Here is a 23,685-nt window from a genome sequence, read left to right on the forward strand (position 1 = left end):
GCTCTATATAGGAGTCGCTTATACTTGAAGTCTCCATGTTATTCATCATCCAACCAAATAATTATGAAAAAGACAAAGTTATTATCCCTGCTGGTATTATTTTTTGCTGCTATACAAGTACAAGCGCAGCAGCCCAACCTGCCGCCTCTTGTTAGTGTTACAGGCGTAGGTGAAGTTAAAGTGCAACCAACCGAAGTCATCGTGAGCCTGGGAGTGGAAACAAGGGAGAAAACGCTTGATGCGGCCCGAAAGGAAACTGACAAAAAAGCTGCTGCAATCATCAGTTACCTTAAAAAGAATGGCGTAGATACAAAGGATGTACAGACCTCTTTTGTAACGGTACAGCCGGTTTACAACAGAGGCGAATACGGTATTACTACGCCTGATATGTATTTGGCGATCAAAACCATGACGGTAAAGATAAAGAAGCTTGACAAGTATGATGAAATACTTTCAGGGTTGTATGGCGTGGGCGTTAACCGTGTAGATGGTATCCAGTTTCAGGTAGCAGATATGGAAAAGTATAAAGCGGAGGCACGCAAAAAGGCAATTGCCAATGCAAAACAGAAAGCTACTTTACTTACCGGAGAATTAGGTGCCAAAGTTGGGCGTGTGTATATCATTAATGAAAGCACTAACGGAGGTGGCCCAAGGCCGATGTATAAAACTGCCATGATGGAGTCAGCTAGTTTTGATGCTGGCGGCGGACCTTCTATTGCCGGAGGGGAAGTGGTGATTTCGAGCAGCGTAGATGTCAGTTTTATAATTGAGTAATTAGCAAGTATAGCAAAAGAAGAAGCGGCTGATGGTACCATCAGCCGCTTCTTCTTTTGCTATACTTTTTCAACTTCTTTAAACGTGTTTTCTTCTGTGATTAGAAAACTGATGGGTTGCTTGGGGTTTTTGAGGATCTCCGCCTCACGAATACCCCACGGTTTCAGCATTTCTTCCAGCATGTGGGCATAGGCTGTCATGTCCCAAGGGTTAAATATCTCGTTTGTAACGTCATCTATCAGCGTGTCCAGCACCAGGTGGTCGTCTTCGGGCTTTTGCGGCCTGATGAAATATTCCGGTACGACACTAAAAATATAGGCAGCATAAAATACACGCGCTTTTATTTCTGCCAGCTGTATGGGGTGCAGTTTTTTTCTGTGTGTTATCTGGGTTAATTTGCCCAGCGCTTTTTCAATTATACCATTATCCAATAATGTGCACACGATAGCTACGGAGCCTAACTTTATGCTAAAGGCCATAGTTGTTAACTCGTCCTGGTACTCAAACGGAAGCTCGTCCTGCTGCGGATTTAGCTCTACAATAAAGAAGGAGCAGGGCAGAAAGTCTGAAAATACCATCGGAACGCGCAGCGATTGCAGTACCTGGAAAAAAGAACGGAACTTGCCTAGCATTTTAGGATCTTCGCTTACAGCATATTCTGGCATTATCAGCGGGTCCGTTTCCTTAATCAACTCGGTCATCAAGGTGCCATAGTACATTTTGCCAATCCATTGGAAGAGCTTCTGACGATCCATACTTTGGATTCCGCTTATCCCGTTTTCAGCAGCCTGCTCAATTTCGGCTTCAAGGGGTAAAAGGTAATGCGTGTGGCAGCGGTCGCAGCATGGAATGGTAAGTTGGCTGAATGTGGTAACGCTTTTATCTAAAAGTAAAAGTTCTTTGTTCTCGAGGTTATACTTACGCTGAAGCCACTCACCAAAAACAGGTGCTTTATGCTCGGTGGTGATGCTGGTGCCACACAAAAAGCAATTTGTGTCGGTAAACTGCATCTTCTCGAACGGGTCGTATAGTGTTAAATCAAGCATGCGTAATCTTTAAGTTTTGTGCTGCAAAGATAAGCAAGACTAAAGCCAGTTCCGAATTAGAACTGCTATTAACTTTAGTGTATCTATTATGTTAAGTATGATTGGATTTATACTTTGAAAAAGCTTCATGGGTATAATGGTATGAAGCAGGACTTGCAAGTTTCTGAACTCTTATGGCCACCAAAGCCGGAAAAGCAGTTGTATGAAATTTAAGGTACAGCAGTAGGAGGGGAAAGTATAAAAATTAACAACAAGCCTATAAGCCGGGTTCTGTCGCTATGCCCAAGAGCATGCGTCTTATCATTTATCTAGGCCTGCACTTACGCACAGGCTCCATCGACCTACCCACTGACATCGGACGAGCAGCCCTTAGCCCCACCGAAGCGAGGCGCTGCCAGCCTATTTGGTCTTTCAACTCCTAAGGTTTACCCAGCCGGACTAGTCGCCTAGCCGCTGGTGCGCTCTTACCGCACCTTTTCACCCTTACCACTTTTGCAAATGGCGGTTATTTTCTGTGGCACTAGCTGTAGCCTTTCCGTCCCCGGAAAAGCCCCTTCCCGTTAGGAAGTAGGATGCTCTGCGTTGCCCGGACTTTCCTCTCCTCCCCGAAAGGAGCAGCGATAAGACGGCTTGCTGTTAATTTTTATAATGCAAAGATAACAAAAGTTATAGCCTTTGTTAAGCGTTTTATTTTAGCTTAGATGTAAAAATCCGCCTCTACATGTTGGAGGCGAATATTTCCACTTAAAAGTATTTGTGTAGAAAGTGTAAAGACAATTTCTCTTATACTTCAATTACTATTTTATACTTATTTTAATCTGACTAATGTGGCGCCATAACCAAACTTTTCCTTTTTAGCATCTTCAAAGTACTTAATGCCAGGTGTGCGGCTTAGCAGCTTTTGTATTTCTTTGCGAAGTATGCCGTTTCCAGCACCGTGTATAAACACGATCTCATGCATATTGGCGGCAAGCGCACGGTCCAGGGCATCCTGAAACTTTTCGAGTTGCAGCTTAAGCATCGCGCTGTTGCTCATACCGGAGAAATCCTCTGTCAGCTTCTCGATGTGCAGGTCTACCTCATGTTCCGGTGCCTTTAGTTTAAAGTTAGGATGCTGCTCTGTAGCCTCAGCTAATTGCTCTTTAATCTTGTCCGGGTCCACGGATACCGGCTTTTGGTCCAGGTGAAACAGGTAGGCTTCTTTGTTAATGACCGGAGCGGTTTTCTTGCTCTTGTAAAAAGAATTTGCTCTGAACTGCACACGTTTGGTAACAGGCTCAAAAAGGGTAGGGCTGCCGTTGCGGTGCTGCATAAATTGTATGAGCAAGCTCGGCCATTTCTCGAAATCCTTTAAATGGTAATGAGTGATTACGCGGGTTGCCTTTGGTGCCAGTTTATCGTTTTGCAAGCCCCTGTAGCGTGTCTCACGCTCCTCACCAGAAGTAAAGAGCAAATCGTAATCCGAGTTGTTTATCACAGTTACTGCCAGCAATTCTTCCGACTGGTGCACTAGCGCCAGGTAAATACCCTGGGTGGCCAGTACTGGAGCAATGGGTTCTTTGCGGGCAATCGGTTTCTCTGTTGTATCGTCACTTTTCAGAAACTTTGCCTCTTCCGGAGCTATCACCACCACCTCGCGCCTTGCTACCGGTATGGTAAAGTCGTTATCGATGGCAACCTCTACTATATTATTATCTAAAATGCGTGTAATTATGCCTTCCTCACGGCCAGACATCAAGCGCACTCTGTCTCCTACGTTCATGTTTGTGTTCTTTATAGGTTGTTCTGTTGATCGCTGTGTATACAAAGTGTAAGGGATCAAGCCTCTATCGCAAAGATACGAATCTTTAAGCAGGTGAGGGTGCTTTAAAAGTATAAGGCATGCATCCTAAAACCACCTTTACGGTTATACTCTAGTGTTGGGGCAGGTATTTTTATCGTGCTCAGCAAGTATAAAGCTGTATTCCATACTTTGCTTCTGCCCTTAAAGTGCATCAGGTTAAGGTCGGGGCTCAGGTAAAACTGGCGGTGTGCATCAAAGCCAGCTGCACGGTTTCCGCTAGGGCTGTTATATACTACTTCTTCGGCTCCGTAACCAATGGCTATACTTAGCCACTTCGGATACTTTGTTTCTTCTTTCAAAAAGTCTCCAACATTTACCGACAGCCAGTAAGTCTGGCCATTATAATCCTTTAGCGCCTGTTCTGCAAAAGAACTGCCCAGCACATTAGGCCGCACAGCGGCATAGCGGGTAGTGTGAAAAGAATATTTCGGCATAATGCGCACCTCCTGCCAAGCCAGCTCCTGGGCAATAACAGCCGCCGAGCCTATTGTATTTGCTACCGCATCACCTGCCGATGCGCCGTAATCTGCCTGGTACCCGTCAAAAATCTCTATTGGTGTTTGAAGTATAATTCCGGTAAGGCCACCGTAAAGTATGGCTTTTTTATCTGGAACACCTGCCCAACGCAATAAATCTATACCTGCACGGCTCTGGTGAAATGCACTCCAGAAGTGACCGGCTTTATCCATCTGCTTCCATTGCCTGTTGTCATTGAACCAATGGAAATCAGTTCGTTCCTGCTCTGCATACCAGGCCTTGTTAAGGCCAACAAGCATGCTGGTGTAGCCGGCGGTAAAGCTTGCTCCGAGAACAAGCAGCCGTTGTTTGTCTGGTTTTAAAGAATCAGTATCTGCTAAATTAAGAGCAAAACCTGTAAAAGGATTTAAAAGGGATATACTTAAGATGAAACTAAGGAAGAATTGCTTACCGGATAACATTTACAATAATATGTAAGTTACCTGAAAACCTCAAAATTATATACACTTATACTTCTGAATTCCTCTGATCTGGTTGTTCCAAGTTACTTTTATTGTGCTCTGTGTTCATGTTTTCTGGTTAACTTAGTGTTTAATTTAAGATAAGGATGAATATTTTAGTTGTTGAGGACGAACCCAATGTAGTCGCTTTTGTAAAAAAAGGTTTGCAGGAGCAGTCGTATGAAGTGGATGTAGCATACGATGGACAGACAGGACTTAGCCTTGCCCTGCAGAAAGACTATGCGCTGATTGTGCTGGACGTAATTTTACCCAATAAGAATGGCATAGAGGTCTGCAGCGCTATCAGAAAGCAAAATATACATGTGCCCATCCTGATGCTTACCGCCCTGGGAACCACTGACGATGTTGTAAAAGGGTTAGATGCCGGTGCAGATGACTACCTGACCAAGCCTTTTAAATTTAAAGAATTGATGGCACGTGTCAGAGCGCTTACCCGCAGAAGCAACCTAACTCAACACAGCGGTAAATTAACAGTTGCAGACCTGGAAGTAAACCTGGATACCAAAGTTGTGACCCGGGGAGCCAAAGAAATCCATCTGACAGCGAAAGAATTCTCCTTGCTCGAGTATTTTATTCGGAACAAGGGCAAAGTCTTATCTCGCCTGGACTTGCTTGAAAATGTGTGGGAGCTAAATTTTGATCTCAGCTCAAATGTGGTGGATGTATATGTTAACTACCTCCGGAACAAGGTCGACAAGGACTTTGAAACAAAGTTGATACACACTGTGATCGGTATGGGGTACGTCCTTAAAGTATAACAGTACTTGGCATGACATTCAGAACAAAGCTAACCCTTTCATTTACCCTGCTGTTTGCTGCAATTTTCGGCATTATCGGTATCGTTATCTATTTTTTCTCGGAACGTTACACAAAAAGAGAGTTTCATGAGCGGCTTCATGACAGGGCTCATATTGCGGCTCAACTGTACTTAGACGAGGATGAGCTAAGCCCTAAAATGATGCAGCGTGTAAGGGAGCAGTACACCAAATCATTACCTGTAGAGCAGGTTCATATTTATGACAGCAACCGGCAACCGGCCTTTAAACTAAGCGAAGTTAATTTGAAAGATCTGGCTAATAATTTTGACCAGCTGGACAAGGAGGGCTTTATTGAATTCACAACAATACAACGGCAGTGGGTAGGATGGAAGTTTGATGATAACCAGGGGCAATTCTATGTGCTTGTGTCTGCGGAAGATTTGTATGGGCAAAGCAAACTAGCCAACCTGAGGCAGATATTGTTCATTAGCTTTTTAGGGAGTCTGGTATTGGTCATTATGGTAGGGTATGTATTTACAGGGCACGTGGTGCATCCCATAAATCATATTGTGCAGGAGGTAAACAAGATAAGGGCCTCAAACCTGCACTTACGACTGAAAGAGCAAACGGCAAAAGATGAGATAGGGAATCTGATCCATACATTTAACCAAATGCTAAGCCGTCTGGAGATGTCTTTTGATATGCAAAAGAATTTTATCTCCAATGCGTCGCATGAACTTCACAACCCTTTAACTGCCATCAGCGGAGAGATTGAGGTGGCGCTTCTGAAAAAACGCGATCCGGAAGAATACATTGTTTCGCTGGAAAACATGCAGCGTGAAACAGAGCGGCTCGAAAAGCTAACCAGCGACTTGCTGGGATTGGCACAAACAGGTTTCGACGGAGATACAATGCTGCAAGAGGAGCTGCGCATAGACGAGTTACTAATGGAAATTCTCTCAGAAATTTGCAATCCCTATCCTGAGCAAAGTATAAACTGGGATATGCAGCACATGCCTTCAGAAGCTGGCGCACTAGTAATAAATGGTAATAAAAGTCTGATTAAAATTGCTGTTTCGAATATCTTGGAGAATGCCGTAAAGTTTTCGAACGGTAACGGGGTGAATGTGGATCTGGAAGCAGATAAGAAAGGTGTGAAAATAGTAGTTAAAGATAAAGGGATAGGTATACCGGAACAGGAGCAACCTCATATTTTTCAGACTTTCTATAGAGCTACCAATGCCCGCGGACATAAAGGGACCGGCATTGGTCTTCCGCTTACCGAAAAGATAATGAAGATGCACGGTGGCAATATTGAGATAACATCCTTAGAAGGCACGGGTACACAGGTAACGTTATACTTCCCAGGCAAAGTAAAAGTATAAAAGTAAAGGTGGCCAAAAGCCACCTCCACAATTGAGAGTTGTTATCTCACTAGCTTTCAACCTCTAAACTTTTTAAACTGCTGCTGGCATGCCGCTTTGCTGATTACGCTTTTGCTGGCGCCGCTCTTTCCGTTTAATTTCCTTCTTGTACACTGTATCTACTATTAGTGGGAAGATGAGCAGGGTAAGTATGGTGGCACTAACCAATCCACCGATCACAACAATAGCCAGTGGTTTTTGCGTTTCTGAACCAATACCGGTTGAGAGAGCAGCTGGCAGTAAACCTAAGGCAGCCATCATGGCCGTCATAACAACGGGCCTGGTACGTTCTGCCACACCTTCTTTAATAGCCTGCATTAAAGGCATGCGTTCTTCCAGATTCTTTTTGAATACTGCAATCAGTATCACACCATTTTGCACACAAATACCCAGCAGGGCAATAAAGCCTACCCCAGCCGAAATACTGAAATTAGTGTTAGTAATGAGAAGTGCTCCGATACCACCGATCATGGCGAAAGGTACATTCAGCAGCACCAGCAGGGCATCGCGGGAATTACCAAAAGTGATAAACAAAATCAGGAAAATAAGCAGCAAACTCACCGGCAATACTTCGGTCAGGCGTTTGGTGGCCCGTATCTGGTTTTCAAACTCGCCTTTCCACTCCAGGCGCATGCCCTTATCCAGTTGCACAACCTGGTTTACTTTATCCTGCGCTTCTTTGATAGTGCTGCCCAGGTCACGGCCCCGTACAGAGAACTTAACTGCTACAAAGCGGGCATTGTCTTCACGGTAAACAAAGGCAGGTCCGGTAAGGGTACCAATACTAGCAATCTCTTTTAAGGGAATGCTGCCGCCATTGCTCGTTGGCACAAGTAAGCTGCCCAGCTGCGCTTCGTCTTGCCGGTAATTTTCCTTGTACCGGACGCGAATGTCGAATTTTTGCTCCCCTTCGTACAGTTCGCTGGCGGCTTTCCCGCCAATTGCCATTTCAATTACAGACTGAACCTCGGCTGTATTTACCCCATAGGTAGCCATGCGCTGCTGGTCCAGTTCTATTCGAAGTTCAGGCTGACCCAGAAGCCTGATAACACCTAAGTCGTCTATACCTTCTACATTCGCCAATATGTTATTAACTGTGTCGGCCAATACTTCCAGCTTCTCCAGGTCGTTTCCGAAAATCTTTACGGTCATCGAACCCTTCACACCCGATACTGCCTCCTCCACATTATCCATGATGGGCTGCGAAAAGTTGAAACTGATGCCCTGGTATACTTCCAGCCGGTCTTTCATTTCTTCCGTCAGCTCCTCCTGGGTGATCTTGCGGCTCCACTCGCTTTTTGGCTTCAGGTCTACGTGCAGTTCTATGTTAAAGAAGCCGGTGGGGTCGGTGCCGTCGTTGGGGCGCCCTGTCTGCGACATGACCTGATTCACCTCATCAAACTGCATGATCGTTTTACGGATCTTCTCTGTCATCTCGATGGACTGCTCCAATGAAGCACTCATGGGCATACTTGCACGCACGTATACAGCCCCCTCGTTCAGCTGGGGTAGAAACTCTGTTCCCAAAAAGCGGAAGCAAAAAAGACCGGTAACCAATACTACCGCAGCTACTGCCAGGCTGGCCCTTTTGTGCAGGTAAGTGAAGCTAAAAGCACTATATACTTTGCTGTTGAGGAAATTAACAAAGGGGTTATTCTTCTCCTTTACATTTTTGTTAAGCAGGTAACTCGACAGCACAGGCACCAGCGTCAGCGTGAAGATAAGTGCTCCTAAGAGAGCAAAGCCCAGCGTGTAAGCCAACGGAGAAAACATCTTGCCTTCTACTTTCTCGAAAGCGAAGATGGGTAATAGCGCTGTGATGATAATAAGCTTTGAGAAAAAGATCGACTTACCCAGATCCGATGCGGTGCCCTTAATAAGACCACGTTTGGACAGCCTGTTGAATTTGGGCATGCCCAGCTGGTGCGCTTTCTTGTCCAGCATAACAAACAGGCCTTCCACCATCACCACAGCGCCGTCTATGATAATACCAAAGTCGATTGCACCCATCGAGAGCAGGTTAGCCGACATTCCTTTCAAGCGCATGCAGAAGAAGGCAAAAAGTAATGAAAGCGGTATAGTGATAGCCACAATAACAGTTGTGCGCCAGTCTGCCATAAACAGGAACACAATAATGGTAACCAAAGCAATTCCTTCCAACAGGTTTTTGGTAACGGTACTGGTCGTAAAGCCAATTAGTGTGGAGCGGTCGTAAAAGGTATCAATTTTCACATCGGAAGGCAGTACCAGTTCATTAAGCTCATCGATCTTAGCTTTCAGGGCATCTAGTACCTGGCTTGGGTTTTCGTTTTTGCGCATCACCACAATGCCCTGCACCAGGTTCTTTTCATCATCGCGTCCTACATAGCCCAGGTTAGGCAAATGCGACTCCTGTACCTGCGCCACGTGTTTAATCAGTACTGGTACACCATTTCGGTCACTCACGATTACATTGTTGATCTCATCAATATTATTAAGCAGGCCAATGCCACGCACTACATACGACTGACCGTTTTTCTCAATCACATCGCCACCAACGTTAACATTACTGTTAGCGATCGCCTCATAAATATCAATAGCTGAAATGTTATACTTGGCAATCTGATTAGGATCCACACTTACCTCATAGGTCTTTACTTCACCACCGAAGCTCACTACGTCGGCCACACCGGGCACCCCTTTCAGCTGTCGGTCAATCACCCAGTCCTGGATTGTTTTGAGTTCACGCACATCCTTGGTATCGCTTTTTAAGGTATAGCGGAAAATCTCGCCGGTTGGCCCTGCGGCAGGTTGCATTTCTGCATCAATGCCTTCGGGTAGGTTCACAAGGGTAAGCCTGTTGGCTACCTGCTGGCGCGCCACAAAATCTTCTACATCGTCTTCAAAAATCATGGTTACCACCGAGAGTCCGAAAAGCGAAATAGAGCGAAGGCTGGTTTTCTGCGGTACCGAACTCATCTCTACCTCAATAGGAATGGTTACAAACTTTTCAACTTCTTCAGCGCTTCGGCCCGGCCACTGCGTTATGATCTGTACACGGGTATTGGTGACATCCGGAAAGGCTTCTATTGGTGTGTTCAGGTAGCTGATGATGCCGGCTACTATTAACAGGCCGGTTGCAAAGAATACGAAGACACGGTTCTTTAGCGAGAACCCGATTATACTTCTGATAAAAGAATTCATAGCCTGTTATTTTGAGTTATAAGCTTGGAATACCAGCAGTGGATAATTGGATACTACTTGTTCGCCTTCTTTAAGACCGCTAAGTACATAAGCCCTACCACCTGATGTCTGGTAGAGCTGTACTTCCCGTGTTTCGATGTCGCAGCGTTTGCGATATACCGTCACATATTTTCTGCTTTTCTCCATTACCACAGCATCTGCCGGTATAGACAAAAGGGTACGATTTTCAGGATACCGCACCGTAACATTGGCAAACATTTCCGGCTTCAGTTCGAAGTCAGCATTATCAAGCCGGACGCGCACCTTCATCACTCGCGTATCAGGGTCCAGCACATTAAACATTTTATCAATTTTACCTTTAAAAACTTTTCCTGGGTAGCTTAAGGCTGTTACTTCAGCCTCGTAACCCATTTTTACCTTTGCTATATCTGTTTCGTACACATTGGCCAATATCCATATAGCATTCATATTTGAGATGGTGAAAAGATTGTCTGCGTTGTCGGGGCGTACCTGCATATCGGTGTTTACCTTTTTCTCCACGATAAAACCAGCAGCCGGTGCTTTAATTACATATTCCGAACCATTGCCGATGCTGTAGATACTGAAGATCTTTTTTATGCGCTTCAGCCCAGCTTCGGCATTCTGTTTTTCCTGTTTTGCCATTACCAAATCTCTTTCAGATACCAATCCGGCATCAAACATATCCTGTGTTACGTCCAGGTTCTTTTGTGCCAGCAGCAGGTTTGTTTTAGCAGTCATCATCTGTTCTTCGAAGTCCGCTACCTCTCCACTTTTGATCACGGCCAAGGTCTGTCCCTTTTGCACATAATCGCCTAGTTCGGCTTTTACCTGTACTACATGACCACCTACCAATGGGAAAATTTTAAAAACTTTTTGGTCTTCAAATGTCACTTTTCCCGATAAGTTCAGTGAACTATGTACTTCCTGTATGCTGGCAGTATCTACCTTGATCATACTGGAGAGTGTGTCCGAAAGGCAAAATTCTGAGGGCATAGTGGTTACTGCTGCCTGTTTGGTTTCGCTGCAGCCGTTAAACAAGATGGCTGCTGTACCTGCACCTAGTATAAGAGCGCTGCTTTTTAGTATATGCTTCATGGTTGCTGTATGTCAGTTAGTAGGTGATGAGTGGAAAACCCACTGTATAATTTAGTTCTTCAATGGCGCGTATGCGGCTGTTTCGTAGTTGCAGCAGCTGGGTCATGGTTTCGGTATAGGTCTCGTAATAATCGATAAACTCGATTAGGCTAATATTGCGCTTGGCGAAATTTTCAGTCACACCTCCGATCAGGCGTTTATAATCCGTGCTTAGATTGGGGTCTGTTCTGCTGTATAGCTGCTCTGCTTCCCGGAGGGCTTGCAAAGCCTGCATTACTTCATTTTCAACCTGCAGTTGCCGCTGTGAGAGCAGTATTTTGCTTTTTTCCAGCTCTGTTTTGGCAATCTTGATGTTGCCTTGGTTGCGGTTCCAGAGTGGGAGAGACATTTGAAGGGTAATACCTGTGTAGTTGTACATGATGCTGCCGGCACGGTCATAAATGCCCCCCAACGAAATATCAGGTACAGCCTGCGCTTTTTCATACTTCACTACGGCTTCCTGGCGTAAAATGCTGGTGCTGGCCACCTGCAAATCAGATCGGTTTTCCTGTGCCAGTTGTAGAGCCTGGTCAAAAGTCAGCATACCTGTGTTGGCGCCTTCTATACTGGCTTCGTCAATTACTGGTAAGAAGAATGCTGTAGTCGGGGAGGCCGTTAATAAGCGAAGATCGCTTTGGTTCTGGTTGATCTGGTTTACCAGTTCTAGTTGTTGGTTTTCTAATGCCAGTAGGAGTGCCTTCAGGCGGATCACCTCTTTCAGGGCAACATTGCCTTTCTGGTACTGCCCATCAAATGCATTTACCAGCTTCTCAACGGATAATGCATGTTCGTTTAATAGGCGGTATTGCTGCAGTTGATAGTGTAAATCAAGGTAGCTGCTGCGGAGTTCGAGGCGAAGAGTACGGACAAGGTCATAGTACTCATGTTCAGTAAGACGGCTGTTAAACTGTTCCACGCGAATGCGTTTGTTGCGCTGGCCTGCCAAGTGAAATAACTGTTGCAACTGTACAACATTTTGTCCGTTACGTCTTGTCTCAAAATAACGTCTGGTATTTGAATTATAGATATTCTGCTCTACCGACAGTTCCGGATTCTCAAACAGTTTTGCCTTTACAATGGCAGCCCGAGAAGCTTCAATGTTATACTTCTGGGCTAGCAGGGGGAGGTTTTGCTGCATGAAGAGTTGCTCGACATCAGCTAAGTCAACCCGCAATGTATCGGATGTAGCAGGTAAAGGCGAAAGTGCCCTCGCCTGCTGTAAAAGCAGAAAAGCTGCAAGTGAAAGTAATAAGTGAAAGATTCGGTTAAACATACTGTTCTGTTTTAGTTGCTGCCAAAGGTAGAACCGAGTTATTAGAGCGGAATTAGACTGAGATTAGAATGAGATTAGAATTCGTTTCTCAAAGAAATATATCTGCAGGGGAGGCTCTCTGCATTTCGTAAATAAGGCTTGTGGCTTAGCTTTGCTATTATTTTCCTTGATTAACTTGCTAACAGAGCAAGTATATAGGCTGAAGTTGCTTTTCTTAGGGACTACTGTTTTAACTATTAAGTTTATTGCAACATTCTATGTCAGATAAGTTCTAAGTATAGTATAAATTGAATTATAACCTTATAAGGAAAAATGCTGTAAGAACAGGTGTTTTTAGAAGTGATCTTAAATCCCAGGTGGCCGCTGAAAGGTGCTGCTGTTTTACCTGCGGATAAGTGTTGCTGAGCCTTTAAATCAAAAAACTTACTTCATCTCACCTTATATGAAAATAAAAAAAGTACTTGTTGCTAACCGTGGCGAGATTGCTATACGTGTGCTGCGCGCCTGCACCGAACTTAACATCGAGACAGTTGCCATTTATACTTATGAAGACAGGTATTCACTGCACCGTTACAAAGCCGACGAAGCGTATCAGATTGGCAAAGACAACCAGCCGCTGCAGCCTTACCTCGACATAGACGGCATTATCAAAATAGCCAAAGAAAACGGTGTGGATGCGATTCATCCTGGCTACGGATTCCTGTCAGAGAATCAGCACTTTTCACAAAAGTGTGCCGATAACGGAATAATTTTTATCGGTCCGAAACCTACAGTAATGGCTTCGTTAGGCGATAAAATTGCAGCAAAAAAAGTGGCACTAAGCTGTGAGGTGCCTATTATTCAAAGCAACGACCTTGACCTGAATACCTACGAAACCGCTCTGGAAGAGGCGCACCGCATTGGTTACCCGCTGATGCTGAAAGCGGCAGCCGGAGGTGGTGGCCGTGGCATGCGTGTTATCCGTGACGACGAACAACTGGAGAGAGGCTTTTTTGAGGCTAAAAATGAAGCTTTGAAAGCCTTTGGCGACGACACGCTTTTCCTGGAGAAGTATGTGGAGAATCCGAAGCACATTGAAGTGCAGATTGTGGCAGATAACTATGGCAACATCACCCATTTGTTTGAGCGCGACTGTTCGGTGCAGCGCCGTTTCCAGAAAGTAGTGGAGGTAGCTCCAGCCATCAGCCTGGACCAGGAGACAAAGCAGAAACTATACGATTATTCGATTAAAATATGCAAGGCTGTAAACTACAACAACGTAGGTACGGTGGAGTTTTTAGTTGAGCCTCATACCAATAATATCTACTTTATCGAAGTAAACCCGCGCATTCAGGTAGAGCACACGGTTACGGAAATGATTACCGGCATCGACTTGATCAAAACGCAGATTTTTATCGCCGACGGCTATACTTTGGATAACGAAGAGGTGCTCTTAGGCCCGAACCATAAAGTGCGTGCCAATGGCGTGGCTATCCAATGCCGCATTACAACCGAGGACCCAGAGAACGATTTTAAACCGGACTATGGTACTGTAATTGCCTATCGTAGCGCCGGTGGTTTTGGCATTCGCCTGGACCAGGGCAGCGTGTACCAAGGGGCTAAAATAAGCCCGTTCTTTGATTCGCTGCTGGTTAAAGTATCGTCGCATGCGCCAACGCTGCGCCATGCCGCCATGAAAATGTCGCGAACCCTCGATGAGTTCCGTATCCGTGGTGTGAAGCAAAACATCCAGTTCCTGCAAAACATCATCAATCACCCGGAGTTTATTTCTTCAGCGTATACTGTCGATTTCATCAAAACACACCCGGAACTGTTTGTATTTAAGCAGCGCAAAGACAGGGCTACCAAAATGCTTACCTTTTTGGGCAACGTGATAGTGAATGGTAACCCTGATGTAAAGAAAGTTGAGAAGGACAGAGTGCTTCGCAAACCAGATTTTTTTGGCCAGCGCCTTAACCAGCCTTACGAGAAAGGCACAAAAGACCTCCTTACTGAGCTTGGCCCTGACGAATTCTCAAAGTGGCTGCGCAACGACCCGCTGATACATTACACCGATACTACTTTCCGGGACGGGCACCAGTCGTTGCTGGCAACCAGGATGCGTACCTTTGACATGCTGAAGATTGCAGAGGGTTTTGCCAAAGACCATCCGCAAACCTTTAGTATGGAAGTATGGGGTGGCGCTACCTTTGATGTGTGCCTGCGCTTTCTGCACGAAGACCCATGGGAGAGACTCGCCCTGATCAGAAAAGCTGTTCCGAACATACTTCTGCAAATGCTGATTCGTGGCTCAAACGGGGTTGGCTACAAAGCTTATCCTGATAACCTGATCGAGTCTTTTGTAGAGAAATCTTGGGAGACTGGCGTTGACATTTTCCGGGTGTTTGACTCGCTTAACTGGATGAAAAGTATGGAGCCATGCATAAACTTTGTGCGCAAGCGCACCCAAGGTTTGGCAGAGGGCGCCATTTGTTACACAGGCGATATCCTAAACCCGAACAAGACAAAGTATACGTTAGAATATTACCTGCAACTGGCTAAACAAATAGAAGATGCCGGGGCACACATCCTCGCTATTAAAGACATGGCCGGTTTGCTCAAGCCTTATGCTGCCACGCTGCTGGTAGAGGCGCTCCGCGACACCGTTAAAATACCGATCCATCTGCACACCCACGATACGGCTTCTATACAATCTGCAACATACTTAAAGGCAATAGAAGCGGGAGTAGACGTGGTGGATGTGGCGCTTGGCTCTATGTCGGGCTTAACATCGCAGCCAAATTTTAACTCTGTTGTGGAGATGATGCGCTTCCAGGAGCGCCACCGCGAGTTCGATCAGGTTAGTCTGAACCGCCATTCCAACTATTGGGAAACAGTACGTGAGTATTATTATCCATTCGAGTCTGGCTTGAAGGCCGGTACCGCCGAAGTATACCGCCACGAAATACCGGGTGGGCAATACTCCAACCTGCGGCCACAGGCAAATGCACTTGGGCTAGGCGACAAGTGGGAAACTATTAAGGAGACTTATGCAGAAGTAAACCAACTGTTTGGCGATGTGGTAAAAGTAACGCCTAGTTCTAAAGTGGTAGGCGATATGGCTTTATACTTGGTGTCTAACAACCTGACGCCGGTAGATGTGCTGGAGCGTGGCGATCAGATTTCGTTCCCGGATTCTGTGCAGTCGTTCTTTAAAGGCAACCTGGGCCAGCCGGTAGGAGGGTTTCCGAAAAAGATACAGGATATTGTTTTGAAAGACGACAAGCCGTTTACGGACAGGCCCAACGAGCACTTGGAACCAATAAACTTTGATGAGGAGTTTGCGGCATTCCAGGAGAAGTTTGGCAAAGAGTGCAGTTTCCTGGAGTTTCTGTCGTACCAACTGTATCCTAAAGTATACGAAGATTATAAGAAGCATTACGAGCTGTATGGTGATGTTTCTAAAATTCCGACACGCTTGTTTTTCTACGGCATGCAACCCGGCGAAGAGGCTATCATCGATATTGCACGGGGTAAGTCAATCGTTATCAAGTTCCAGTCGATGGGGCCTGTAAATGACGACGGCATGCGCACCCTGTTCTTTAAGCTAAATGGCCAGACACGTAACATTGAAGTGCGCGATAACGCAGTAAAAGTGGAACGGGTGCAACACCAGAAAATAGATAAAGCAAACCCGAAGCATGTAGGTGCTCCGCTACAGGGCTTGCTGTCCAAAATTTTGGTTGAGAAAGAGCAGCAGGTTAAAAAGAACACGCCATTGTTTATTATCGAGGCCATGAAAATGGAAACCACCATTACAGCCTCAGAAGATACGCAGGTTGGGTCTGTTCATTTGCCAGAAGGATCACTTGTAAACACAGATGATTTAGTGCTGACACTTTCTTAGAAAGAGATATAACGTACAGTCAAAATAGCCAGTACCTCAAATGTGCTGGCTATTTTATTATCCTGTAAGCTGGAATAAGCCTGTAGCTGCTTCGAATCTGAGATTCAATCAGATTCAGTTGCGGTTTTTTAGCGCAGGATGATAAATGGTTAAACAATAATTAGTGGATATTTTTTAAATAAATGTAATTTGCCGTACCTAACGTGCACCAAATATTTTAGCATAAAGGGCGGCTGCTACGGGCATTGGATGTTATGCATCTACTTGCGAGCTTATTTTACTGCTTTTAAAACCTATGTAATATAATCACTTACCAGCTGTTTTTGCTTTGTGGGCAGCGGTAGAATAGTTTATGCAAAACTACCCCAATCTAAATGTAGACCTCTCTAACTGCGACCGGGAACCTATACATGTAATAGGGCGCGTACAGCCGCATGGTTTTATGCTTATTCTGAACAGCAAAACGCTTACAGTTGAGCAGTTAAGTGAAAACATATCTTCTTTTCTGGACGTTGACCCAGCGCTACTGTACGGGAACACCTTGGAGGTGCTCACAACAGCAGGTGAATATAGTATACTTGAAGCGATCCTAAAAAATGTAGATAACATAAACCCGCAACTACTGCAGGTACAGGGAAAGCAGTTTTTTGGATTTATTCATCAGTCGGAGGGAAGGCTGGTTGTTGAATGTGAACCTTATCAGCGCAACGCCACAGATCTTGAAGTGCTTGCGTTTCAATCAAAGTATACTTCCTTTCTGTCTACCTTAAATTCTCTTGATTCGCTTGCAGCACAGGCGGATTTAGTTGTTGGTTATGTGCAGCAAGTTCTTAACTATGATCGGGTTATGCTGTACCGCTTTGACGAAGAGTGGAATGGGGAAGTTATCGCTGAAGAAGTTGTTCCTGGCTCTAATTCTTACCTTCACCAACATTTTCCGGCTAGCGATATACCAGCCCAGGCACGTGCCCTGCTCGAGGTAAAGCACGTGCGCCAGATTCCGGATGCAAAAGCAAAGGCCGTCCATATAGCGCCTTATATTAACCCACGCACAGGCGAGCCTGCTAATATTATACTTTCAGAGCTGCGCAACCCTTCTGAAATCCACTTGGAGTACCTGGCAAACATGGAAGTGCAGGCCACATTGTCTGTTTCTATTATGGTGCAGGGCAAGCTTTGGGGGATTATTGCCTGCCAGCATCTTTCTCCGGTCTTCATTGATTTCTGGAAGCGGCAAATGTGCTTGTGGGCTGCACAAGCCTTTGCGAACGCCATACTTGCCGGGCAAGAGAAAAAGGATATGCAACTAATGGCGAGTTACAAAGGGCAGGAGGAGAAACTGATAAGCCAAGTAATTGAAAGCAAAAACATTGTAGAAGGCTTGTTTAACCCGGAATGTAATTTACTTAGCATTACAGGTGCCTCGGGGGCAGCAATCAGCATTAACAAACGATGGTATACCATTGGCGATACTCCTGCTGCTGAAGAACTGCAGGAGCTTGTAAAGTGGTTATCGGTTACAAAATCTGAATTGGCTTTTCATACCAGGCAACTGTCGGCAGTATATCCACCTGCCGAAGCTTACAAAACAAAGGCGAGCGGATTGCTGGCACTCGAAATCTCGAAGTATAACAAAGAGTATATTTTATACTTTAAGCCAGAGATACAGGAGACTCGCATTTGGGCTGGAAACCCTGAAAAGCCCTATGATATGCAAAAGGTGCGTATGCACCCGCGCAAATCGTTTGAAAAATGGGCTCAGGTAGTAAGAGGTAAGTCGTTGCCCTGGACCCTGAATGAACTGGAAATTACCCAGGTGATGCTAAAGGATGTGGTGGCATTTATACTTAGGAGCCAAGCCGTTACCCTAAAAAATCTCAATAATGAGCTAACCTCCTCGGCGGATGCACTCAAGGCTAAAAATAAACGCCTTGAGGATTTTGCGCATATCATTACTCATAACCTGCGTTCGCCGATGAACAACATAAGAGGCTTGTATAACCTGTATCAGGCAGAGCCGGAATTAGAGGTTGCCTCCGAAGTTATACATCGTATCAATGGGGTTATCGATAACATGGCCGCTACGATAGACGACCTGAACCTGATCGTGAAGAGTGAGCTAAGCCGTGAACTTGTGCAGCAGGAGGTTAACCTGGAAGATGTAATCTCGAAAGAGCTGGAAAACCTGCAAAGTATACTTATGCAGACTGATGCCGTTGTAACAACAGACCTGCAGGAGCATAACTTTTTTGTGCCGAAAGTATACCTCGAAAGTATAGCCCACAACCTGCTGTCAAACGCATTAAAATACCGCTCACCCCACAGAAGACCAGAGATACACATAAAGTCCTGGAAAGATAATGGGCAGCTTTGCTTTGCAGTTTCAGATAACGGGCAAGGCATGGATATGGAGAAAGTCGAAGATAAATTGTTTAACCTTTATACCACCTTCCATAAAAACAAGGATGCGAAGGGACTAGGATTATACTTAACGAAAGTACAAACCGAAACACTTGGTGGCAGTATCTCTGTTAAAAGCGAACCTGCTGTAGGCAGCACGTTTACTGTTTGCCTCCAGGCTCCCAAAGCTTAAGGCGGCCTGTAATTTTATAGTTTATTTGAATTCTGATTTATGTTTATAGCTGTTAGTACATTTACTATTGCAAATGATATGGCACCCGAAGTAAGGGATGCTTTTATTAACCGCCCGCACCTCGTCGACAACGCTCCCGGGTTTGTGAAGATGGATGTGATGAGTGCCAAAGATAACCCTAACGAGATCTGGTTGATGACCTACTGGACAGACGAAGAGCATTATACAGTATGGTATAAGAACCACATGCGTGCATCGCACCAGGACATACCTAAAGGACTAAAGTTGGTGCCACACAGCTCTAAGGTGCTATACTTTAACCATATAAGTGGCTAAGAACTTTAAAGTAAAAAGCTTAAAGGGTAAAACAATTGAGACACAATGTGTAAACACCCAATTGTCTTACCCTTTTCTTTTAAGGACATGCAGCCAATTAAAGTAGCAAAGTCTAATATTCTGTAACAAAATACAGCGATAGCAGTTTTATAAATAGTACTTGCAAATATGCTGCATGCATACTATTTTTGAAGCAAGCAGTACGGGGTAATACTAGTCATCCTCGTAATCCAGGCCCATCATTTTATTGTAGGCCTGCTGCAGTTCAGAGAAAGCGTGTAGGTTGCCTTCTTTTCGGCTAATCTGCATTCCTTTCTTATAAATGCTTTCTGCTACATCGTTCTGTCCAAACTCTTCGTATAGTTTGGCTGCGTGGTAATACGTACCTACGTAGTTCTCATGTTCGGCTAGCAATTTTTCGTAGTACTCCATCGCCTTTTGCTTGTCAGTATTGCGGTATTCCGTAGCAATGGCATATAAAGTAAAAGCGTCGTTTGGGTCCTCTTCAAGGAACTTGAAAAGTTGTTCTAATCTGTTTTGAGACATTTCGATTTGGCTATATTTTAACTAACTTCGCACAAATTTAACTTTTAATAAGCTAACATTTCGCATATGAAAATATTAGTTTGCATCAGTAACGTTCCCGATACTACTTCAAAGATCAACTTCACAGGCGATAACAAAGAGTTCGACAAAAATGGCGTTCAGTTTGTTATCAACCCTTGGGACGAGTACGCACTAACCAGAGCCATCGAAATTAAAGAGGCGAAGGGCGGTACTGTAACAGTTTTGAACGTAGGAGAGGCCGATGCTGAACCGAACATCCGCAAGGCGCTTGCCATTGGAGCAGACGACGCCATCCGTGTAAACGCACATCCAAAAGATGCTTTCTTTGTGGCGCAGCAAATTACTGCCGTAGCCAAAGAAAATAACTACGACATGATCCTGATGGGCAAAGAGTCTATCGACTATAACGGTTTCCAGGTACACAATATGGTAGGCGAGATGCTCGGCATTCCGTCGGTAACGCCAGCCTTTAAACTGGATATGGTTGATGACAGCACAGCCCGTCTGGAGCGTGAAATTGAGGGAGGTAAAGAAGTGGTGGAAGTGAAGCTGCCTTTTGTGGCCAGCGCACAGCAGCCTATGTCAGAGCCAAGAATTCCGAACATGCGCGGTATCATGACTGCCCGTACAAAGCCTTTAGCTGTAAGAGAGCCTGTTGGCGCCGAAGCAAAAGCGGAGTATGTTGGCTATAGCAAGCCTGAGAAAAAAGGCGGTGTAAAGATGATTGACCCTGAAAACGCAGGAGAGTTGATCGCATTATTAAGAAACGAAGCTAAAGTACTATAACCATGTCTGTATTAGTATTTGTAGAAGGTCTAAACGGAGAGATAAAGAAATCCTCGTTAGAGGCTGCCGCTTACGGCAGCCAGGTTGCACAAACGTTAGGTACAAGCGCTACGGCAGTTGCTATCGGTGAGGTGCACGAAGAGGCGCTAGCTAAACTTGGCGAACAGGGAATAAGCAAAGTGTTGTACGATGCCGACAGCCGCCTGAACCAGTTTGTGGCTGATGCCTATGTAAAAGTTATTGCCAAAGCTGCTCAGCAGGAAAGCGCAAAAGTGTTGGTGTTCGCTAACTCGAACATTGGTGCGGCTGTAGGTTCTAAACTGGCTGTACGCTTAAACGGGTCGCTTGCTACAAACGTAACTACGCTTCCGAAAACAGACGGTGGCCAGTTTGTAGTAACACGTGGTGTTTTCTCGGGTAAAGCTTTTGCTGATGTTGCCCTTACTTCTGATGTGAAAATCATCGCTGTAAAGAAAAACGCATTCGAAGTTTCCAGCAACGGCGGAAGCACAGCTGCTGTAGAAAAGCTTTCTGCTGATCTGGCTGATGCTGATTTTGCTGCTGCTCCAAAAGAGACAGTAATGCAGGATACAGACGGTGGTATTTTACTTCCTGAAGCTGAAATCGTGGTATCTGGCGGCCGTGGCTTAAAAGGCCCTGAGAACTGGCACCTGGTTGAGGATCTGGCAAAAGCATTGGGTGCGGCAACTGCTTGCTCTAAGCCTGTGTCTGACCTTGACTGGAGACCTCACCACGAGCACGTAGGCCAAACGGGTATTACTGTAAGCCCTAACTTGTACATCGCCATTGGTATATCAGGTGCCATTCAGCACTTGGCAGGGGTTAACTCTTCTAAAGTTATTGTCGTTATTAATAAGGATCCGGAGGCGCCATTCTTTAAAGCTGCCGATTATGGCATCGTTGGAGACGCTTTCGACGTAGTTCCTAAATTAATTGAAGCTGCCAAGGCTTTAGACAAATAGACTTAGAAGAATACTGTGAAGAAAATTCAGTTAGAGATACTCGGGCTTTCATCTAGCCAATCGCAAACGGGTTCGTTTGCTTTGGTTTTAGGTGAAAGAGACGGAAACAGAAGGCTTCCGATTATTATCGGCATGTTCGAGGCACAATCTATTGCCATACAAATAGAGAAAATCAATCCAAACCGCCCACTCACCCACGACTTGTTTAAGTCCTTTGCTGAGCAGATGGATGTAAAGGTAACGGAGATCCTGATCTCTGACCTGAAAGAAGGTGTGTTTTACTCCAAAATTATGTGCACCAATGGTACCACAGATTTTGAATTGGATGCCCGACCTTCAGATGCTATAGCCATAGGTTTGCGTTTTGGTGTTCCGATTTATACGGTGGAGAGTGTGCTTTCAGAAGCTGGCATTATACTTAGCGACCTGGAAGACGAAGAAGAGGAAAGTGAAGAAATGACTCTTAAAAGCAGCGCTTCCTCCAGCTCAGCATCAACAGGCGCAAAAGAATCTCTTAGCCAAACTTCTGTGGATGAGCTTAATAAGTTGCTGAATGATGCTCTTGAAAAAGAGGATTATGAACGGGCCGCTAAAATCCGTGATGAGTTGAACAAGCGAAACTGATTTTAACAATATCTGAATCATTAAAAGTCCTGCGCCTTACTGGTGCAGGACTTTTTGTTTTAAAAGATATTAAGGTTACTTTTGGCAAATTTTTTAGCCAAAGCATGTACGATATTTTTAGAGGGGTCATCGGGTTATTAGTCCTTTTGGCCATTGCGTTCCTATTCTCAAAAAACAGAAAACGCATTGACTGGAAGCTAGTTGGCTTCGGCGTTTTTCTACAACTCCTGTTTGGTGTACTCGTTACACAAGTCCCCCTGGTTGCTGATGGCTTTGCTGCCGTTAGCCGCGGTTTCGTAACTTTCTTGGATTTCTCTCAGGCAGGTGCACAATTTTTATTCGGCAACCTGGCTAATCCTGCCCAGAATGGCGGCTTGGGTTTTATCTTTGCTTTCTCGGTACTGCCAACAATTATCTTCTTCTCAACTGTATCGGCTGGTTTATATTACCTGGGTGTACTTCAGAAGATCGTTTTCGGTATTGCCTGGATTATGTCTAAGGGAATGCGCTTGTCAGGTGCTGAGAGCTTATCTGCTGCAGGCAATATCTTCTTAGGTCAAACAGAGGCACCATTGCTTGTGCGTCCGTTCATTGGCCGCATGACGCGCTCTGAGCTGATGTGCCTTATGACAGGTGGTATGGCTACTTTGGCTGGTGGTGTACTAGCCGCTTATGTAGCTTTTTTAGGAGGTGATGATCCTGCTCAGAAGGCGGTGTTTGCAGCCCATTTGCTAACAGCATCCATCATGAATGCCCCGGCAGGCATTGTACTGGCTAAAATCCTTGTACCGGAAACCGAGCCTGAGAAGATACATACACAACTAGAGATGAACGAGGAGCAGCTGGGCGTAAACCTGGTAGATGCCCTTTCGCGTGGTGCTGCTGATGGCTTAAGACTTGCCGCAAACGTTGGTGGTATGTTGCTTGCTTTTATTGCCGTTATCGCACTTGTAAATTACCTGTTAACAGACGTTGTTGGTGACCTAACAGGCCTGAACGGCTGGGTAGTTGCCAGCACAGACGGTCGTTTTTCAGGTTTCTCTTTGCAGTACCTGCTTGGCCAGATCTTCAGAGTATTTGCTTTTATAATGGGGGTGCCGTGGCAGGATACGCTTTTAGTAGGTAGTTTGCTTGGCCAGAAAACTGCCATCAACGAGTTTGTGGCGTACCTTGACCTGGCTGAAATGAAGAATGCCAACCTGCTAACGCCTAAGTCGTTAATCATGTCTACATACGCGCTTTGCGGTTTCTCTAACTTCAGCTCTATTGCCATTCAGATTGGCGGTATAGGTAGTATGGCCCCTAGCCAGCAGGGTAACTTATCTAAATTAGGATTCCTGGCCTTGCTTGGTGCTTCATTAGCCTGTATGATGACAGCTACCGTTTCAGGTATGCTGTACGGTTTATAATTGACAAACACCTATGAATAAAAGAGAGGGGCAGCCGGTAAATTGGC

General features: G+C 45.2%; 17 protein-coding genes and 1 other RNA gene. 10 read left to right on the forward strand and 8 right to left on the reverse strand.

What is annotated here, in order from left to right; all coding sequences use genetic code 11:
- Positions 1 to 63: 63 nt before the first annotated feature.
- Positions 64 to 774 carry an SIMPL domain-containing protein gene (locus Q1A23_RS14140; RefSeq protein ID WP_299824416.1) on the forward strand — a complete coding sequence of 237 codons (711 nt, stop codon included), beginning with the start codon at positions 64 to 66 and terminating at the stop codon, positions 772 to 774.
- Between the two features lie 59 nt (positions 775 to 833).
- On the opposite strand, the gene Q1A23_RS14145 is transcribed toward Q1A23_RS14140, so the two are convergent.
- The 4 genes from Q1A23_RS14145 to Q1A23_RS14160 all read right to left on the reverse strand — a co-directional run bounded on the left by Q1A23_RS14145 (position 834) and on the right by Q1A23_RS14160 (position 4,439).
- The gene (locus Q1A23_RS14145) at positions 834 to 1,820 is read right to left on the reverse strand and encodes a hypothetical protein (protein ID WP_299824418.1); all 987 of its coding nucleotides are present in this window, start codon (positions 1,818 to 1,820) and stop codon (positions 834 to 836) included.
- 243 nt (positions 1,821 to 2,063) lie between these two features.
- Positions 2,064 to 2,457, reverse strand: an RNA gene (gene rnpB, locus Q1A23_RS14150) — RNase P RNA component class A.
- Between the two features lie 171 nt (positions 2,458 to 2,628).
- Positions 2,629 to 3,582, reverse strand: coding sequence for a DUF2027 domain-containing protein (locus Q1A23_RS14155; protein WP_299824420.1), 954 nt, complete (start codon positions 3,580 to 3,582; stop codon positions 2,629 to 2,631).
- Positions 3,583 to 3,686: 104 nt separating this feature from the next.
- Complete coding sequence (locus Q1A23_RS14160) at positions 3,687 to 4,439, reverse strand: DUF2279 domain-containing protein (protein WP_299824422.1); 753 nt, start codon at positions 4,437 to 4,439, stop codon at positions 3,687 to 3,689.
- Between the two features lie 308 nt (positions 4,440 to 4,747).
- Between Q1A23_RS14160 and Q1A23_RS14165 the strand changes: the two genes are divergently transcribed.
- Together Q1A23_RS14165 and Q1A23_RS14170 are read left to right on the forward strand one after the other, a co-directional pair.
- A complete protein-coding gene (locus Q1A23_RS14165) occupies positions 4,748 to 5,419 on the forward strand; it encodes a response regulator transcription factor (RefSeq protein WP_299824424.1) in 672 nt (223 codons plus the stop codon).
- 11 nt (positions 5,420 to 5,430) lie between these two features.
- Entirely contained in the window at positions 5,431 to 6,804 is a 1,374-nt protein-coding gene (locus tag Q1A23_RS14170) for an ATP-binding protein (protein ID WP_299824426.1), read from the forward strand.
- A 72-nt stretch (positions 6,805 to 6,876) separates the two neighbouring features.
- On the opposite strand, the gene Q1A23_RS14175 is transcribed toward Q1A23_RS14170, so the two are convergent.
- The 3 genes from Q1A23_RS14175 to Q1A23_RS14185 are packed head-to-tail and all read right to left on the reverse strand — an operon-like array spanning position 6,877 to position 12,454.
- Positions 6,877 to 10,026, reverse strand: a complete 3,150-nt coding sequence (locus Q1A23_RS14175) for a CusA/CzcA family heavy metal efflux RND transporter (RefSeq protein WP_299824427.1) — start codon at positions 10,024 to 10,026, stop codon at positions 6,877 to 6,879.
- 6 nt (positions 10,027 to 10,032) lie between these two features.
- Positions 10,033 to 11,142, reverse strand: coding sequence for an efflux RND transporter periplasmic adaptor subunit (locus Q1A23_RS14180; protein ID WP_299824428.1), 1,110 nt, complete (start codon positions 11,140 to 11,142; stop codon positions 10,033 to 10,035).
- A 16-nt stretch (positions 11,143 to 11,158) separates the two neighbouring features.
- Positions 11,159 to 12,454 carry a TolC family protein gene (locus Q1A23_RS14185; RefSeq protein ID WP_299824429.1) on the reverse strand — a complete coding sequence of 432 codons (1,296 nt, stop codon included), beginning with the start codon at positions 12,452 to 12,454 and terminating at the stop codon, positions 11,159 to 11,161.
- 442 nt (positions 12,455 to 12,896) lie between these two features.
- Between Q1A23_RS14185 and Q1A23_RS14190 the strand changes: the two genes are divergently transcribed.
- From Q1A23_RS14190 to Q1A23_RS14200, 3 genes are all read left to right on the forward strand, one after another.
- Positions 12,897 to 16,340 carry a pyruvate carboxylase gene (locus Q1A23_RS14190; RefSeq protein WP_299824430.1) on the forward strand — a complete coding sequence of 1,148 codons (3,444 nt, stop codon included), beginning with the start codon at positions 12,897 to 12,899 and terminating at the stop codon, positions 16,338 to 16,340.
- Between the two features lie 352 nt (positions 16,341 to 16,692).
- Complete coding sequence (locus Q1A23_RS14195; RefSeq protein WP_299824431.1) at positions 16,693 to 18,933, forward strand: ATP-binding protein; 2,241 nt, start codon at positions 16,693 to 16,695, stop codon at positions 18,931 to 18,933.
- 39 nt (positions 18,934 to 18,972) lie between these two features.
- Positions 18,973 to 19,269 (forward strand): antibiotic biosynthesis monooxygenase family protein, encoded by a 297-nt coding sequence (locus tag Q1A23_RS14200; RefSeq protein ID WP_299824432.1) that lies wholly within the window; start codon positions 18,973 to 18,975, stop codon positions 19,267 to 19,269.
- A gap of 213 nt (positions 19,270 to 19,482) precedes the next feature.
- On the opposite strand, the gene Q1A23_RS14205 is transcribed toward Q1A23_RS14200, so the two are convergent.
- Positions 19,483 to 19,815 (reverse strand): tetratricopeptide repeat protein, encoded by a 333-nt coding sequence (locus Q1A23_RS14205; protein WP_299824433.1) that lies wholly within the window; start codon positions 19,813 to 19,815, stop codon positions 19,483 to 19,485.
- Between the two features lie 66 nt (positions 19,816 to 19,881).
- Between Q1A23_RS14205 and Q1A23_RS14210 the strand changes: the two genes are divergently transcribed.
- From Q1A23_RS14210 to Q1A23_RS14225, 4 genes are all read left to right on the forward strand, one after another.
- Complete coding sequence (locus Q1A23_RS14210) at positions 19,882 to 20,622, forward strand: electron transfer flavoprotein subunit beta/FixA family protein (RefSeq protein ID WP_299824435.1); 741 nt, start codon at positions 19,882 to 19,884, stop codon at positions 20,620 to 20,622.
- A gap of 2 nt (positions 20,623 to 20,624) precedes the next feature.
- Positions 20,625 to 21,605, forward strand: coding sequence for an electron transfer flavoprotein subunit alpha/FixB family protein (locus Q1A23_RS14215; protein WP_299824437.1), 981 nt, complete (start codon positions 20,625 to 20,627; stop codon positions 21,603 to 21,605).
- Positions 21,606 to 21,620: 15 nt separating this feature from the next.
- Positions 21,621 to 22,229 (forward strand): bifunctional nuclease family protein, encoded by a 609-nt coding sequence (locus Q1A23_RS14220; protein ID WP_299824439.1) that lies wholly within the window; start codon positions 21,621 to 21,623, stop codon positions 22,227 to 22,229.
- A 104-nt stretch (positions 22,230 to 22,333) separates the two neighbouring features.
- Positions 22,334 to 23,638, forward strand: coding sequence for a nucleoside transporter C-terminal domain-containing protein (locus tag Q1A23_RS14225; RefSeq protein ID WP_299824441.1), 1,305 nt, complete (start codon positions 22,334 to 22,336; stop codon positions 23,636 to 23,638).
- Positions 23,639 to 23,685 lie beyond the last annotated feature (47 nt).

The organism is uncultured Pontibacter sp. (assembly GCF_947492645.1).
Taxonomy (GTDB): Bacteria; Bacteroidota; Bacteroidia; order Cytophagales; family Hymenobacteraceae; genus Pontibacter.

What these genes read in the sequence shown, in the direction of transcription:
- Q1A23_RS14140 (WP_299824416.1), top strand. Translation starts at nt 64, where the DNA reads ATGAAAAAGACAAAGTTATTATCCCTGCTGGTATTATTTTTTGCTGCT.
- Q1A23_RS14145 (WP_299824418.1), bottom strand. Translation starts at nt 1,820, where the DNA reads ATGCTTGATTTAACACTATACGACCCGTTCGAGAAGATGCAGTTTACC.
- Q1A23_RS14155 (WP_299824420.1), bottom strand. Translation starts at nt 3,582, where the DNA reads ATGAACGTAGGAGACAGAGTGCGCTTGATGTCTGGCCGTGAGGAAGGC.
- Q1A23_RS14160 (WP_299824422.1), bottom strand. Translation starts at nt 4,439, where the DNA reads ATGCTTGTTGGCCTTAACAAGGCCTGGTATGCAGAGCAGGAACGAACT.
- Q1A23_RS14165 (WP_299824424.1), top strand. Translation starts at nt 4,748, where the DNA reads ATGAATATTTTAGTTGTTGAGGACGAACCCAATGTAGTCGCTTTTGTA.
- Q1A23_RS14170 (WP_299824426.1), top strand. Translation starts at nt 5,431, where the DNA reads ATGACATTCAGAACAAAGCTAACCCTTTCATTTACCCTGCTGTTTGCT.
- Q1A23_RS14175 (WP_299824427.1), bottom strand. Translation starts at nt 10,026, where the DNA reads ATGAATTCTTTTATCAGAAGTATAATCGGGTTCTCGCTAAAGAACCGT.
- Q1A23_RS14180 (WP_299824428.1), bottom strand. Translation starts at nt 11,142, where the DNA reads ATGAAGCATATACTAAAAAGCAGCGCTCTTATACTAGGTGCAGGTACA.
- Q1A23_RS14185 (WP_299824429.1), bottom strand. Translation starts at nt 12,454, where the DNA reads ATGTTTAACCGAATCTTTCACTTATTACTTTCACTTGCAGCTTTTCTG.
- Q1A23_RS14190 (WP_299824430.1), top strand. Translation starts at nt 12,897, where the DNA reads ATGAAAATAAAAAAAGTACTTGTTGCTAACCGTGGCGAGATTGCTATA.
- Q1A23_RS14195 (WP_299824431.1), top strand. Translation starts at nt 16,693, where the DNA reads ATGCAAAACTACCCCAATCTAAATGTAGACCTCTCTAACTGCGACCGG.
- Q1A23_RS14200 (WP_299824432.1), top strand. Translation starts at nt 18,973, where the DNA reads ATGTTTATAGCTGTTAGTACATTTACTATTGCAAATGATATGGCACCC.
- Q1A23_RS14205 (WP_299824433.1), bottom strand. Translation starts at nt 19,815, where the DNA reads ATGTCTCAAAACAGATTAGAACAACTTTTCAAGTTCCTTGAAGAGGAC.
- Q1A23_RS14210 (WP_299824435.1), top strand. Translation starts at nt 19,882, where the DNA reads ATGAAAATATTAGTTTGCATCAGTAACGTTCCCGATACTACTTCAAAG.
- Q1A23_RS14215 (WP_299824437.1), top strand. Translation starts at nt 20,625, where the DNA reads ATGTCTGTATTAGTATTTGTAGAAGGTCTAAACGGAGAGATAAAGAAA.
- Q1A23_RS14225 (WP_299824441.1), top strand. Translation starts at nt 22,334, where the DNA reads ATGTACGATATTTTTAGAGGGGTCATCGGGTTATTAGTCCTTTTGGCC.